Origin of the sequence: Sodalis sp. RH15 (assembly GCF_047324255.1) — a bacterium.
GTDB lineage: Bacteria > Pseudomonadota > Gammaproteobacteria > Enterobacterales > Enterobacteriaceae > Acerihabitans > Acerihabitans ligni.
This window is the reverse complement of the sequence record NZ_CP178738.1, coordinates 52,633-66,978: the sequence shown is the minus strand read 5'-3', so window position 1 is coordinate 66,978 and position 14,346 is coordinate 52,633. Positions and strand designations below refer to the sequence as shown.

The 14,346-nt window shown below is 54.7% G+C and carries 12 protein-coding genes; 7 read left to right on the top strand and 5 right to left on the bottom strand.

The window, feature by feature from the left end; translation table 11 throughout:
- Positions 1-51: 51 nt before the first annotated feature.
- The 5 genes from hslU to priA all read right to left on the bottom strand — a co-directional run bounded on the left by hslU (position 52) and on the right by priA (position 6,556).
- On the bottom strand, positions 52-1,383 hold the full coding sequence (hslU, locus tag ACL2XO_RS00260) for an HslU--HslV peptidase ATPase subunit (protein ID WP_132924333.1): 1,332 nt from the start codon (positions 1,381-1,383) through the stop codon (positions 52-54).
- Positions 1,371-1,925, bottom strand: a complete 555-nt coding sequence (hslV, locus tag ACL2XO_RS00255) for an ATP-dependent protease subunit HslV (RefSeq protein ID WP_132924335.1) — start codon at positions 1,923-1,925, stop codon at positions 1,371-1,373. The genes hslU and hslV overlap by 13 nt, the downstream gene beginning before the upstream one ends.
- 85 nt (positions 1,926-2,010) lie before the next feature.
- Positions 2,011-3,000 carry a cell division protein FtsN gene (ftsN, locus tag ACL2XO_RS00250; protein WP_132924337.1) on the bottom strand — a complete coding sequence of 330 codons (990 nt, stop codon included), beginning with the start codon at positions 2,998-3,000 and terminating at the stop codon, positions 2,011-2,013.
- An 89-nt stretch (positions 3,001-3,089) separates the two neighbouring features.
- Positions 3,090-4,124, bottom strand: coding sequence for a DNA-binding transcriptional regulator CytR (gene cytR, locus ACL2XO_RS00245; RefSeq protein WP_413741964.1), 1,035 nt, complete (start codon positions 4,122-4,124; stop codon positions 3,090-3,092).
- A gap of 236 nt (positions 4,125-4,360) precedes the next feature.
- Positions 4,361-6,556 (bottom strand): primosomal protein N', encoded by a 2,196-nt coding sequence (priA, locus tag ACL2XO_RS00240; protein ID WP_132924340.1) that lies wholly within the window; start codon positions 6,554-6,556, stop codon positions 4,361-4,363.
- Between the two features lie 202 nt (positions 6,557-6,758).
- Here priA and rpmE point away from each other — a divergent pair, with 202 nt between their 5' ends.
- The 7 genes from rpmE to ACL2XO_RS00205 all read left to right on the top strand — a co-directional run bounded on the left by rpmE (position 6,759) and on the right by ACL2XO_RS00205 (position 14,230).
- Positions 6,759-6,974 (top strand): 50S ribosomal protein L31, encoded by a 216-nt coding sequence (gene rpmE, locus ACL2XO_RS00235; RefSeq protein ID WP_132924342.1) that lies wholly within the window; start codon positions 6,759-6,761, stop codon positions 6,972-6,974.
- Positions 6,975-7,894: 920 nt separating this feature from the next.
- Positions 7,895-8,392, top strand: coding sequence for a type VI secretion system contractile sheath small subunit (gene tssB, locus ACL2XO_RS00230; protein ID WP_413726059.1), 498 nt, complete (start codon positions 7,895-7,897; stop codon positions 8,390-8,392).
- Positions 8,393-8,421: 29 nt separating this feature from the next.
- Positions 8,422-9,972 carry a type VI secretion system contractile sheath large subunit gene (gene tssC / locus ACL2XO_RS00225; protein ID WP_203524096.1) on the top strand — a complete coding sequence of 517 codons (1,551 nt, stop codon included), beginning with the start codon at positions 8,422-8,424 and terminating at the stop codon, positions 9,970-9,972.
- Positions 9,973-9,989: 17 nt separating this feature from the next.
- On the top strand, positions 9,990-11,339 hold the full coding sequence (tssK, locus tag ACL2XO_RS00220; protein WP_413741963.1) for a type VI secretion system baseplate subunit TssK: 1,350 nt from the start codon (positions 9,990-9,992) through the stop codon (positions 11,337-11,339).
- Positions 11,336-12,007 (top strand): type VI secretion system protein TssL, short form, encoded by a 672-nt coding sequence (tssL, locus tag ACL2XO_RS00215; protein ID WP_413741962.1) that lies wholly within the window; start codon positions 11,336-11,338, stop codon positions 12,005-12,007. Before tssK ends, tssL begins: the two co-directional genes overlap by 4 nt.
- A 1-nt stretch (position 12,008) precedes the next feature.
- A complete protein-coding gene (locus ACL2XO_RS00210; protein ID WP_413741961.1) occupies positions 12,009-13,706 on the top strand; it encodes an OmpA family protein in 1,698 nt (565 codons plus the stop codon).
- 32 nt (positions 13,707-13,738) lie between these two features.
- Complete coding sequence (locus ACL2XO_RS00205) at positions 13,739-14,230, top strand: Hcp family type VI secretion system effector (RefSeq protein ID WP_132924354.1); 492 nt, start codon at positions 13,739-13,741, stop codon at positions 14,228-14,230.
- The last annotated feature ends 116 nt before the right edge of the window (positions 14,231-14,346 follow it).

Genomic DNA, 14,346 nt, shown 5'->3' with positions numbered 1-14,346 from the left:
AAAAAAGGAGACCGTAGCCTCCCGTTTCGGATGTCATTTATCCCTTAGCGTTTAGAGGATAAACCGGCTTAAATCTTCATCAGATATTAGCTCATCCAAATGGCTACGAACATAATCTGCATCAATTGTAATAGTTTTACCATCCCATTCACTGGCATCATATGAAATATCTTCCATAAGCCGTTCAAGGACGGTATGCAACCGGCGGGCACCGATATTTTCGGTACGCTCATTGACCTGCCAAGCCGCTTCCGCGATGCGGCGGATGCCGTCGCTGGTGAATTCGATATCCACCCCTTCGGTAGCCATCAGCGCTTTGTACTGAATAGTCAGCGACGCGCTGGGCTCGGTCAGGATGCGTTCGAAATCATTGGTGGTCAGGGCTTCCAGCTCAACCCGGATGGGCAAGCGGCCCTGTAATTCCGGAATCAGATCGGACGGTTTGGAGACCTGGAACGCGCCGGAGGCGATAAACAGAATATGATCGGTTTTCACCATGCCGTGCTTGGTGGAAACGGTGCAGCCTTCCACCAGCGGCAGCAAATCCCGCTGCACCCCTTCCCGTGAAACGTCCGGGCCGGAGGTTTCGCCGCGTTTACAGATTTTATCAATCTCATCGATGAACACGATCCCGTGCTGCTCGACGGCTTCAATGGCCGTCTCTTTCAGCTCTTCCGGATTTACCAGTTTGGCCGCTTCTTCTTCCACCAGAAGCTTTAACGCTTCCTTGATTTTAATCTTGCGCGGTTTTTGTTTCTGTCCGGCCAGATTTTTAAACATCGATTGCAGCTGATTGGTCATCTCTTCCATGCCCGGAGGAGCCATGATTTCGACACCCATTGGCGCGGCAGCCAGATTGATTTCTATTTCTTTGTCGTCCAGTTCCCCTTCACGCAGTTTTTTGCGGAAATTCTGCCGGGCAGCCGAAGGTTCAGCCGTTTCTTCCGGCTGGCCCCAGTTGTTTTTAGCCGGCGGGATCAGGACGTCAAGCACCCGCTCTTCCGCCAGTTCTTCGGCGCGGTGGCGATTCTTATCCATGGATTGCAAACGCACCATCTTGACGGCGGCATCGGTGAGATCGCGGATAATGGAATCCACTTCCTTGCCGACGTAGCCTACTTCGGTGAATTTGGTCGCTTCAACCTTGATAAAAGGCGCATTGGCCAGTTTTGCGAGGCGGCGGGCAATTTCCGTTTTGCCGACGCCGGTGGGGCCGATCATTAAAATATTTTTCGGCGTGACTTCGTGGCGCAATGCTTCGTCCAGTTGCATGCGGCGCCAGCGATTGCGTAATGCGATGGCCACTGCCCGTTTCGCATTATGCTGGCCTATGATATAGCCGTCGAGTTCGCTGACGATTTCGCGTGGGGTCATTTCGGACATATTTCGGATCCTTGCGCTTCGTACGTTAATTCTTCAATAGTATGGAACTGATTGGTATAAATACAGATATCCCCGGCGATACTCAACGCTTTCTCGACGATATCTCGTGCGCCCAATTCAGTATTTTCAAGCAATGCCCGCGCGGCTGCCTGAGCATAAGGCCCGCCGGAACCGATGGCAATCAGGTCGTTTTCCGGCTGAATCACATCGCCATTGCCGGTGATGATAAGGGAATTCTTTTTATCCGCTACCGCCAGCAGCGCTTCCAGCTTGCGCAGCATCCGATCGGTACGCCAATCCTTGGCCAGCTCCACGGCGGCCTTCAAAAGATGGCCTTGATGCTGATCCAATTTACGCTCAAATAATTCAAATAGTGTGAAGGCATCGGCAGTGCCGCCGGCAAAGCCCGCGAGCACCTGTTCATTATGCAAGCGCCGGACTTTGATTACATTGCCCTTCATTACAGTATTTCCCAGAGTGGCCTGGCCATCGCCACCAATTACCACATGGCCGTTGCGGCGTACGCTTACGATTGTTGTCACGAGCAACTCTCCGGTAGAGATAGAATGAAGCCCCGGCATTCATCCGGGGCATTTGAAATTATAAATGGGGCGGGATTGGCTTTTTTCAACCCCCGCTGGCAATAGGGATACAATTTGGTACCCCTGAGCCGCGGAGATTTTGTAACGATTTATCGGCGCTGGCGCGGTTGGGATAGGGGCCCAACATCACGCGGTTCCAGCCGCCGCTGGTGGTGATACGGCTTTCAACGCCGCCGAACGCCAGTTGGGCGCGGACGGATTCGGCCTGATCCATGACCTTATAGGATCCGCACTGTATTACCCAGCGCTGGGACTTTTCCTTCGCCGCGCTGTCGGTTTTGGCTTCGGCTTTCGGCGCTGGTGAAGCCTGCGCCGACGGCTCGGCCTGACGAGGCTGGGTGATGGCGGTAATCGGCGCCTGGCGCGGTTGCTCGGCGACGGACTGCGTCTTGCGCGGCTGCGAGGCGGCGGGCGCAACCTCGCGTGGAGCGACCAGGGTCGTGGAAGGCGTCTGACGGGGCTGTGCCGTAACGGGCGCCGCCTGGCGGGGCGTGGTCTGCGTGACGGAAGGCGCCTGGCGCGGCAATGGCTGCGCCGTGAACGGGTTCGCCGGGGACCGGCCGGTGTTGGCCGCGGCGTTCCTCGTTTGATCGTTATAAGGCACTTCGTTTAGATGAGTGGGCTGCTGGCGCATATCCGCCTGCATTTGCTCAAGCAACTGACGCTGTTCATCGGTCAATTGCGCCGGCGATTGCACTTCTCCGCCGGCGGTAGGTTCGGTAGGGGACTGTACGCCAATCTGCCGGTTTTCAAGCTCTTTGATATAACGCCAGCGCTCCTCGGGTTTCGGCGGCAGTCCGTTATTGGTGTGATTGCCGTGGCTTGGTAAAATTACCGCCTCTTCCGTTTTATTGTGTGCAATAAAATAGAGACCGCCGATAAACGTTATCAATACGGCAACCGCCAGAGCGATCATGGTTTTTGAAATGCCGGAAGACGTGCGCTTTTTTCGACTGTTTGGTTTTCTGCGCCGCGTATTGGTCCTTCCACGGCTTACATAGTCTCTTTGTGCCACTATTATTTCGCTAAGTTTAAGAAAGTAACCAGCCCGTCATGTTACTGAAGGCAATATTATTTGACTAGCGCCTGTATTCCTAAAGCCCGTCATGTTTTTATACGGGGCGCCGCGGTGCTGCCCCGGACGATCAATTTACTGTCCAGCAGCAAAGAGGTATTCGTCATCTGATGCTGCCTGACCTGCTGCAAAAGCAACAGCGTCGCTTCCCGCCCGATCTGAAAACTCGGCTGCGCCACGGTGGTCAACGGCGGATCGCAATAGTTTGCCAGCGTAATATCATCAAATCCTATCAGAGACAAATCATTCGGTACGCTCAAGCCGATTTTCCTTGCCTGCGACAAAGCGCCGAACGCAATGATATCACTGTGACAAAAGATAGCAGTTGGCGGATTGGTTTGCGATATTAATGCATTAAGCCCCGCCGCGCCGGTCTGAAAACTGATATCGCCCCGGTAAACCATATGTTCGCCCGCCGGAATGCCGTGGCGGCGCAGCGCCTGGATAAATCCCTGCACCCGATATTGGCACAATGTCAGGTCCGCCGGCCCGCTGATACAGCCGATCCGCCGGTGGCCGAGTTTAAACAGATAATCCGCCGCTTCATAGGCCGCGGTAAGATTATCGATATGTACGGTGGCCAACTCAAGCTCGGGGACAAATTCATTTGCCATGACCATCGGCGGTAAATTCTGCTGCTGAGTTTTATCAATGGCGAACGGCAGAACGGAACCCAGCAGCAACATACCATCGATTTGCCGGGCGATGATCAAATCGCTAAAGCTTTTTTTATCCGGATGTTGGTGCGCGCAATCGGCTATCAGGACCAGATACCCTTGCTCATCGGCGGTTTCTTCAATTCCCCGCAACATTTCGGAAAAAAAAGGGTCGCAAATATCAGGCACCATAACCAATAAATTGCGGGTTTCGTTGCGCCTTACCTGACGGGCCAGGGGTTGCGGATCGTAACCGACAGATTGTACTGCAATCTGGACTCTTTTCCGGGTCTGGGCGGAAACCTTTTCAGGATTCATCAATGCCCTGGAAACAGTGGCTGTAGATACCCCTGCCTTCTCCGCCACATCCTTCATGGTCGCCACGACGGTAGGCCTTTTAAGTTCCACATTCATCTCCTGGCGTCAGGTTAACGCTGACGAATTAACCTACTATCCCATTTACAGTCGCCGGGGCATTGTTGCACCGTCCCGGTTACGGGTTGCTGTTAAAAGAACACGTAATAATGAATATTGTCCTTTCTATCAGATTGTGAGGGACTTGGGGTATTTAAAAGGCCGATGGTGTCGGATCTTTCAATATTATTCGAATGGCAATCACAAAAATCCGGCATGAAAAACCGCTGTTAAATGTCGATGGGATCCACATCCAACGACCATTTGACTTTTCGCGCCTGGGTCAGCGTGTCTACCAAGGGCAGGCTGGCGGCCACCAATCGTTGCAACTGTCCACGGGAAGGGTGCTGAAGCAGTAGCTGCCAGCGAAACCGCCCGCCGCGTTTGGGCTGGAGCGCCGGTATCGGCCCCATCAACCACAGCGCATCGTCCCGCAACGGACTGGCATCAAGGAGCTGGCGCAGGCGTTCTAGAAACTGAGCGGCCTGCCGGTTATCGAGATCTTCGGCCCGGAACAGGATATGGCTGGTAAAAGGCGGTAACGATACGGCCTGCCGTTCGGCCAGCGCTTGCTGCGCAAAAGCCATATAGCCGTCATGCAGCAGGACTTGCAACAGCGGATGATCAGGATGGTGTGTTTGCAGGAAAACCTCACCTTGTTTACCCGCCCGTCCGGCCCGGCCGGCAACCTGGGTATACAGCTGGGCGAAGCGTTCCGCGGAGCGGAAGTCCGCCGAAAAAAGCGCACCGTCCACATCCAGCAGCGAAACCAGGGTGACATCGCGAAAATGATGCCCTTTCGCCAGCATCTGCGTGCCGATCAGAATTCGGGCTCCTCCCTGATGCACCTGGGCAAGATGAAATTCCAGAGCGCCTTTGCGGGCGGTGGTATCGCGATCGATGCGGGTAATGGGGGTGGAGGGAAAGAGCGAAGCCAGCGTCTCCTCAAGCTGTTCGGTGCCCAGGCCGACGGGTATCAGCTGGGTTGAGCCGCACTGGGGACATTGGTCTGGGATCGGCCGCTGGCTGTCGCAATGATGGCAACGCATCTGCCGCTGCTGCTGGTGGAGCGTATAAAAGTGATCGCAGCGGGGACATTCTGCAATCCAGCCGCATTCATGGCATAACAACGCCGGCGCGAATCCCCGCCGGTTGAGAAATAACATCACCTGGTTGCCGGCATCCAGATGGGTCCGCATTTTATGCAACAGCGGTTGCGACATGCCGTTGGTCAGCGCCAGGCCTTTCAAATCCTGGAGCTGTTCGTGGGCCGGCCTGGCAATGCCGGCGCGTTTGCCAAGGGTAAGATAGCGATATTTCTTTTGCTGGGCGTTATAGAGGGATTCCAGGGCCGGCGTGGCCGAACCGAGAATGATGGGAATATTTTCCTCACGGGCGCGAAATACCGCCAAATCCCGTGCATGGTAGCGCCAGCCTTCATGCTGTTTATAGGAACTGTCGTGCTCTTCGTCGATAACGATGATACCGAGCCGGGCAAAAGGGGTAAACAACGCCGAACGGGTACCGATAACGATCGCCGTTTCGCCGCTGCGGGCCTTGAGCCAGACCGCGAGGCGCTCGCTGTCATTCAAACCGGAATGCAACACGTCCACCGGCGCATGGAAACGTTCGCGAAAGCGGCTGATGGTTTGCGGCGTCAAACCGATTTCGGGCACCAGGATCAGCGCCTGTTTGCCTTTCGACAGGATATTTTCCAGTACGGTCAGGTAAACCTCGGTTTTACCCGAACCGGTCACGCCCGCCAATAACCAGACGGCAAACTGCTGGTCATCGCCATGAATAGCCCCTACCGCGGTGGCCTGCTCGGTATTCAGCCTCAGCCGTTCACCTTCCACGCGAAAATCCCGGCGCCAGTCGGCGCCGTCCGCCCGTGCGGCCCGCAGATCGCTTAATCCCTTGGCACGCAAGGCCTGCAACGCGCCCTCCGCCAGCGCGTGTTCCGCCACCTCATGGCGATAGAGCGGACCGGACAATAGGGCCGCCAGCGCCTGCTGCTGCTTTGGCGCCCGCTTCAGGGTATCCAGGGCAGTGACCCGCCCCTGCTCGGTGGCGAACCATTGCCATAACGGCGTCATTTCGGCGGCTTTGCCCTGGCGCAGTAAAATCGGCAGTGCATGGAACAAGACCTCTCCCGCAGGGTAGTGGTAATAACCGATAGCCCAATTGAGAATCCGCCAGAGACTGTCGGGAAACAGCGAACGCTCGTCAAGCACTTCGTTAATGGTCTTGAGTTTGTCCGGCGGCAGTGTACTGCCTTCGCTTAACCCCGTGACTATGCCGATGGCGTTGCGCTGTCCAAAGGGTACACGAACGCGCCCGCCGATAACCGGACGCGCATGGTCGGGATAGAGGTAATCAAACGTGCGTGCCAATGGCACCGGTAACGCAACGTGAACAACAGGCATCGGATAGTCCCGGGAGAAAAAATAGCGCTGATAGTGTACACTGTGTCGACTCCAATGCACGGATGTGTTTGCAAAGGGCCGCGACATTCTGTATGATTCGCGGCCTTTGGTATAATCCGATATCAGAGAAACGACACTCCCTTCGCGTGGTGTCCGGCGCAAGCAGACCGGATAGCGACGCGGCCTTATGAAGAGGTTTTCCATGAAAAAAGATATCCATCCGAAATATGTAGCAATTACTGCAACCTGTTCTTGCGGTAATGTTATCAAGACCCATTCCACGCTGGGCCACGACCTGACCCTGGACGTTTGCGGCGCATGCCATCCGTTCTATACCGGTAAACAACGTGTTGTTGATACCGGCGGACGTGTTGATCGCTTCAACAAGCGTTTCAGTATTCCGGGCGCCAAGAAATAGTATCCCCGCTGGATTAGCCTGCGCCCAATGGGACGAAGGCTTCCGGTTGACAAAGCCCCGATCAATTGATCGGGGCTTTGTGCTTGTACTGCCGGTAAAACAACCCGTTCCGTATTTTTTATGCCCTAATAACTCAAAGGCGACCCGGTATCGCGGATATTCATTGCCCCTTGTGCCGTACTTCATTTTTGATTACAAAACCGGATTTTCAGTTCGTATTCCTTTGCTGCCTTCTGCCTCAATGTCTGAGTAATACTCTGAGCGGAAGTTCTGCCGGCAGTGATGGTAGGCTTTCTATTCTTGTTGCCCAAAAGGAATAATATTTCAGAAAATGGACGGTACTATTTTCCATAGCAGCGGAAGGTTGTTTTACGAAATTATTGACCCCATAACTGAAAATGCTCAACGATTGGCTATTTGAATCTACTATTTGTTGATGTTTTTTTTAAATATTATCTCTTCGTGTAATTGATAAAAAATAAAGTGCCGTTGGTTGATGAAACCCAAGGGTATTAATTGTAGGTGTTTAACCGTTCTGGCCGATATCTCATTAATAGCTCAATCAAAAGCATGCTCATTCACGCATCAACCCGCCAACTGACGGATGATTAATATGAATTCGGCAATTATTCGCTCTCATCCAAGATGAGACAGGTTTCCATGTTTATTATGGGGGATTATTATCACTTGATATTTTTCATCTGAGCTTTATATACTCTGCGTACTCCTCCCCCAAGGAAAAATTATTTCCGACCTGGCACGATCATAGTTTTACATGGATATGTATGAATGAGGTGTCATATGTCTTATTTTAATTATTCTAAGTTTAAATATCGGTATGGTTCCTTTAATTGTGGTCATCCCGGGTAAGTAAATAATGTGTGATAATTTCTTTTCCAATAAATTTAAAAGGCTGGTTTATGGCTGACAGTTTTCAACACGAAGTACCAAAAGCGCGAATCAATATAAAATTGGATCTCCATACCGGCGGAGCCAGAAAAAACGTTGAACTGCCCTTAAAGCTCTTGGTTATGGGGGACTATAGCAATGGCCGCGAACAGCGTCCGTTGTCCGAACGTAGCAAACTGCCCATTGATAAAAATAATTTCAACAGCGTACTGGCTGATTTACAGCCAAACCTGACGATTTCCGTGCCCGACGCGCTGGCTGACGATAATGCCGAGACGGCGGTAGCCCTCTCGTTCCGGCATATGAAAGATTTTGAACCTGAACAGGTGGCGCGCCAGATTCCGCAGCTGCGAGCCCTATTGGCGATGCGCAACCTGCTGAGGGATCTTAAATCCAATTTGCTGGATAACGCCGCTTTTCGCCGGGAATTGGAATACATCCTGAAGGATGAGGCATTAAGCCAAGAACTGCGTATGGATTTGGCCGCCCTGGTCCCGCCAGTCAATTGATCCGTCACGGAAAAGAAGGAACTGCATTTATGTCGTTACAGGAAAACAACGTTCGTGATCACGCAACCACTGAGGTACAAAACAACGCTGCCGAGGGGGCGAAAAGTGTCTATGCGGCTCTGTTTGAGAAAATCAATCTTACCCCGGTAACCTCCGTTACAGCTATCGAGTCGTTTCAGAACAGCGATGCCCTTTCTGATGTCTCCACCGATGAAAGGGTAACGGCGGCGGTTCGGGTGTTTATGGACTTGCTCGGACAGTCGCGACAAAGGGTGGAGCGGCTGGATAAAACGCTTTTGGACAGCCATATCGCCGCGCTGGATAACCAAATCAGCCGGCAATTGGACCAGGTCATGCATCATCCGGATTTCCAGCGCCTCGAATCCACCTGGCGCGGAGTAAAGTCCCTGATTGATCAGACCGATTTTCGCCATAACGTGCGAATTGAGCTGCTGGATATCAGTAAAGATCATCTTGTGCAGGATTTTGACGATGCGCCGGAAATCGCCCAAAGCGGTCTCTACGCCATCACCTACACCCACGAGTATGATACGCCGGGCGGGGAGCCCATTGCCGCCGCCATTTCAAACTACGAGTTCGATCGCGGTCCGCGGGATATCGCCTTGCTGCGTAACATATCCAAAGTGGCCGCCGCCGCCCATATGCCGTTTATCGGCTCCGTCGGGCCGGCCTTTTTCGGTAAAGAGACCATGGAAGACGTAGCCGCCATTAAAGATATCGGCAATTATTTCGACCGCGCCGAATACCTGAAATGGAAGGCTTTCCGCGACAGCGACGATGCCCGCTATATCGGTCTGACCTTGCCGCGCGTGCTGGGCCGGCTGCCCTACGGCCCTGATACCGTTCCTGTGCGTAGCTTCAACTACATTGAGCAGGTAAAAGGACCGGATCACGATCGCTACCTGTGGACCAATGCATCTTTCGCCTTTGCCGCCAACATGGTGAAAAGCTTTATCAAAAACGGCTGGTGCGTGCAAATCCGCGGGCCACAGGCAGGTGGGGCGGTGACCGACCTGCCTATCCACCTTTATGATCTCGGCACGGGCAATCAGGTCAAGATCCCCTCGGAAGTCATGATCCCGGAAACCAGGGAGTTCGAGTTCGCCAACCTGGGCTTTATCCCGTTGTCTTATTATAAAAATCGAGACTATGCCTGTTTTTTCTCCGCCAATTCGGTGCAGAAACCGGCGTTATACGACAGTCAGACCGCTACGGCCAACAGCCGCATCAATTCCCGCCTGCCCTATATCTTCCTGTTGTCGCGTATCGCTCATTACCTGAAGCTTATCCAGCGTGAAAATATCGGTACCACCAAAGATCGCCGCCTGTTGGAGCTGGAGCTGAATAACTGGATCCGCGGCCTGGTGACGGAAATGACCGATCCGGGGGACGATTTACAGGCGTCGCATCCTCTGCGCGACGCAAAGGTGACGGTTGAAGATATTGATGACAACCCGGGTTTCTTTCGCGTCAAACTCTATGCGGTGCCCCATTTCCAGGTGGAAGGGATGGATGTGAATCTTTCACTGGTATCTCAAATGCCGCGGGCCAAGGTTTGAGAGGGACAACAACCCCCATGAAAATTTACCGGCCTCTTTGGATCGAAGGCGCTTTTCTGGCGCCTCAGCAATTTCAGCAGCAGGCGCGTTGGGAAGCTTTTCACCGGAGCTGCCTTGACCGACTGAGCGTGCGATATCCCTGGGGCGTACTGGCCGCCCGGTTCGATACCGACGCGCTGCGGCTGAACCGGCTAAAAGCGGAGTATCTCCATGTTCGCATGGCCGATGGGAGTTTGATCGACACCGATCGCTGCGATACGTTGCCTCCCCCATGCGATATTGCCCAGGTTCTTCCCGCCGATGTTCGCCGGGTGGAGGTTTTGCTGGCATTGCCGCTGGAACACGCCAACGGCGGTAACTGCCGGCGGCAAGAGGAGGAAAAAGGGCATCCGGTCCGTTACCGCCAGGAGTGGGCGGAGGTACAGGATGTATTAGGCAATGAAAGCGAATCCATCGCGGTGGAACGCTATGAACTCTCGCTGCGTTTTGATTTCGACAAAAACGGCGAATATCTGACCTGCCCGGTGGCGCGGCTGTTACGTGACGGGCGCGGCAACTGGGAATTGGATCGACAGTTCATTCCGCCGTTATTATCGTTTGGCGCCGGTGATGAGATGTACCGCGCGTTAGGCCTGCTGATGGGCCAGCTACAGGCCAAGCGCCGACGCTTGATGGGGATGCGCCGGGAAAGCAACCAGAGGATGGCGGATTTCGCCGTGGCGGATGTTTCGCTGTTCTGGCTGCTTAATGCCCTCAATTCCAGCGAGCCGGTGCTGGCTGATTTACTCAGAGACCCGGCGGTTCATCCGGAACTGCTGTATCGCGAACTGATAAAACTGGCCGGTGCGCTGCTGACGTTTTCCCTTGACCAGGATATCGATGCGATCCCTCCTTATGACCATGAACGCTTGGAGACGGTTTTTCCACCGCTGTTCGGCCTTATCGGAACCTTACTGGAGGCCAGTCTGCCCTCGCGGGTACTGACGCTGGCGCTTGAGAGCATCGGCCCCAACTATTGGAAGGCACCACTGAATGATGTTCGCCTGCGCGAAGAAGCGGATTTTTATCTCTCGGTACGCTCCAGTGTGCCCGCCCATAGGTTACAAAGCCAGTTTCCCGCGCTGTGCAAAATCGGGGCGCCGGACGATGTGCACGAGCTGGTTAACACCGCTCTGGACGGAGTCCCCCTGGTTTGCCTGAGCCAAGTGCCTGCCGCGATACCTTTGCGTCTTGAAAATCAATACTTTGCCATGGATCTGAGCCATTCCGCGGCTCAAGCCATGCTGGCCGCCGGCTGTTGTTATCTTTATGTGCCGGGCTCGTTGCCTGATATACAACTCGAACTTTTTGCGGTGCTGCGCGCATGAAAACAACGCTTTCCATCGATAACCTGCTGTGCGAAACCTTCCTGACGGTGATCCAGCTGCGCAACGGGGCGGCCGCCGAGCAGGGCGAAAAACTCTATCAGCAGTGCCAGGGACAGGTTGAAGAGGTCCGTCGGCAATTGCTCCTGGCGGACTATTCCGACGAGAGCATCGATCATATTACCTATGCGCAATGCGCTTTGCTGGATGAAACCGTATTAGGCCGCGGTTTCGGCAATGACATCCCTGACGATGGGCATCAGATATGGCTGGCAAAACCGCTGCAGGCTCACTTTTTCAATACTCTTCAAGCCGGCGAGCGTTTATTTGAGCGGATAAGGACGGTACTGAACCAGCCCGCGCCCGATGAAACGGTTTTGATCTGTTTTCACCGCATCCTGGTGCTGGGGTTTCAGGGCCGCTATCGTAACCAGCCGCAAGGGCCGCGAGATCAATTGATAGCCGTTCTGGAGACCAAAATCCCTGCCCTTGAAACAACGCCGGCATCGGTATTGCTCAGCCCGGACGCTGACAGTCTTTATCAATTTTTCGGCAGGCGCTCTTTATGGTTTTGGGGCGGTATCGCCATCTTTTCAGTGGCCGGGCTTTGGTGGGGGCTGCACCATCATCTTCACATGCTGCTGACAGAACTGCTGCCGGAATCTCAATAAAATGCCAATCATGACGGTGCGCATGAAACGCGGATTATGGCTGCTTATTGGCGGTTTAACGCTGATGTTATGTCTGGGTGTCCTGCCTTGGGGAATGACGGCGCGATTCTTCAGCGGGGCGCTAACGCTGTCGGCCGTGGCGGGAGCCTGGATAATTTGCGGGCGGAAGGCATTTCCCGTCTCCGCCGAATATCAACATCTGCTGGCGGCATTGCCCGGTGAATGCTCCACGCCCATAGTGCTGGTCTGCGGCGACAGCGACGATCTGGATAGACTATTTGGCCCGGCATTGGTGCGTGAAATCCCCCACGGCTGCTACCTGCGGCTTGGCGCGGCCAAAGAGCTGGCCAGATTGACGCCTGTCCTCCTGGCGCAGCGTCCGGCTTGGAGGCGGCAACTGGCCGCAATGTTTTTTTTGTCTCCGCAGTCGCATACAGATCAGGGCGTCCTCCGGACGATTTTGCGCGGCTGGCATCATGAATTGGCGGGGATGTCCCGCAATATCGGCCACAGGCCGCCGGCAATGATATGCCTGTTCCTCAACGGCAAAGACGGCCCCTGGTATTTCTGCCCGACAGAGGGAGCCCTCGGCATAATCGGCGAGCTGGCAGCGTCCGGGCAGGAAACAGAGGACGGATTGTCCATAAAAAGCGGCGGGGAGCCTATCCATCACTTGCCCCAGATTATAGAAGCACAGGCCCTGTTGGCCTGGTACCGCGATACGCTGATGGCGGAAAAACCCGCCGACAAATATGGCTGCCCACCTCGAGTCCAATCGGATCTGGCGGTGCGCTTTACGTCAATGCCCGTCTTGAGCGGCAATGTCTGGCAACGCCATCTTGCGGCCCGGACACTGTTGCGGCCCGTGTCTTTTTCTTCCGCAAGGGAAATATCGTTACCTTTCCCCGATCCCCTGCTATGGATGCTGCCTCGGCCACAAGGGCCGACCGCCTGCCGGCGGGCGATGGCTTGGGGTATGGCGGTGCTGACCGGATATTGTCTTGCCGCGCTTTGCATCGTGGCCTGGAACAACCAGCGCCTGTTGATCCGCGTCGCCGCCGATTTGCAACGTTATCATAACATTCCCCCGTCGGCCCATGGCCCCAAGGCGTCAGCCCTGACGGTACTGGTTAACGATGCCAAGGAACTGGAGCTTTACCATCGGCAGGGAACACCGCTGCGCCTTGGATTGGGCTTGTATTCCGGCACCAGTCTTTACGCCGGGCTGCTGGCGGCCATTGACGGTTACATGCCGCCCCTATTTGTATCGGATGCACCGCAACCCCATGCGCCGGGTCCGCAAACCCTCAATCTTAACAGCCTGTCGTTATTCAATGCCGGTAGCGCCAGTCTTAAACCCGAGGCCACCAAGGTGCTGGTGGCCGCCTTGATGGATATCAAGGCGCAGCCGGGATGGCTGATAGTCGTCGCCGGCCATACCGACGACACCGGCAGCCACCGGCGCAATCAGGATTTGTCATTGGCTCGCGCCGAAGCGGTGCGTGATTGGCTGCGCACCATGGGCAATATTCCGTCCGGCTGTTTTGCGGTACAGGGCCACGGTTCCGCCCGGCCCATTGCCGGTAATGACACCGTGGCCGGGCGTGCGGCCAACCGCCGGGTCGACATCAGACTGATACCGGAGCCGGGGGCATGTCAACCCGTGGCCGGGATTCAGGCACCACCTCTTCGCCAATGAAGGCGATATTCATCAATAACAGGAGTTAACCCATGGCAATTCCCGCATATCTCTGGCTGAAAGACGACGGCGGCGCAGACATCAAAGGGTCTGTAAACGTTCAGGGTCGCGAAGGCAGTATAGAAATGACGGCTCTGGAACATAGCCTCTATATCCCCACGGATAATAACACCGGCAAGCTGACCGGCACCCGCATCCATACCCCCCTGGTTTTCACCAAGGAAGTGGATGCGTCAAGTCCCTACCTTTATAAAGCCGTCACCTCCGGCCAGACGCTCAAATCGGCGGAAATCAAATGGTACAAAATCGACGATGCCGGACAGGAAGTAGAGTACTTCAACACCCGGCTGGAAAACGTCAAGGTCGTGAAGGTGGCCCCGCTGATGCATGACATCAAAGATCCGGCCAAGGAGAGACACAACCACCTGGAGCAGGTGGAATTCCGCTACGAGAAAATAATCTGGACCCATAAAGACGGCAACATTATTCATTCCGATTCCTGGAACGAACGGGCTTCCGCCTGATAACCCGGTTCGCAGGCGGAAGCCCGCCTGCGGCCTTAGTGGCGTTATCTGAGCGGCGTCCGGAACGCTCTTCAGCTAAGACCATACACAATGCTTCCCTCACCGGACCGGGACAC

What these genes read in the sequence shown, in the direction of transcription:
- hslU (WP_132924333.1), bottom strand. Translation starts at nt 1,383, where the DNA reads ATGTCCGAAATGACCCCACGCGAAATCGTCAGCGAACTCGACGGCTAT.
- priA (WP_132924340.1), bottom strand. Translation starts at nt 6,556, where the DNA reads ATGCCTGTTGTTCACGTTGCGTTACCGGTGCCATTGGCACGCACGTTT.
- rpmE (WP_132924342.1), top strand. Translation starts at nt 6,759, where the DNA reads ATGAAAAAAGATATCCATCCGAAATATGTAGCAATTACTGCAACCTGT.
- tssB (WP_413726059.1), top strand. Translation starts at nt 7,895, where the DNA reads ATGGCTGACAGTTTTCAACACGAAGTACCAAAAGCGCGAATCAATATA.
- tssC (WP_203524096.1), top strand. Translation starts at nt 8,422, where the DNA reads ATGTCGTTACAGGAAAACAACGTTCGTGATCACGCAACCACTGAGGTA.
- tssK (WP_413741963.1), top strand. Translation starts at nt 9,990, where the DNA reads ATGAAAATTTACCGGCCTCTTTGGATCGAAGGCGCTTTTCTGGCGCCT.
- tssL (WP_413741962.1), top strand. Translation starts at nt 11,336, where the DNA reads ATGAAAACAACGCTTTCCATCGATAACCTGCTGTGCGAAACCTTCCTG.
- ACL2XO_RS00210 (WP_413741961.1), top strand. Translation starts at nt 12,009, where the DNA reads ATGCCAATCATGACGGTGCGCATGAAACGCGGATTATGGCTGCTTATT.
- ACL2XO_RS00205 (WP_132924354.1), top strand. Translation starts at nt 13,739, where the DNA reads ATGGCAATTCCCGCATATCTCTGGCTGAAAGACGACGGCGGCGCAGAC.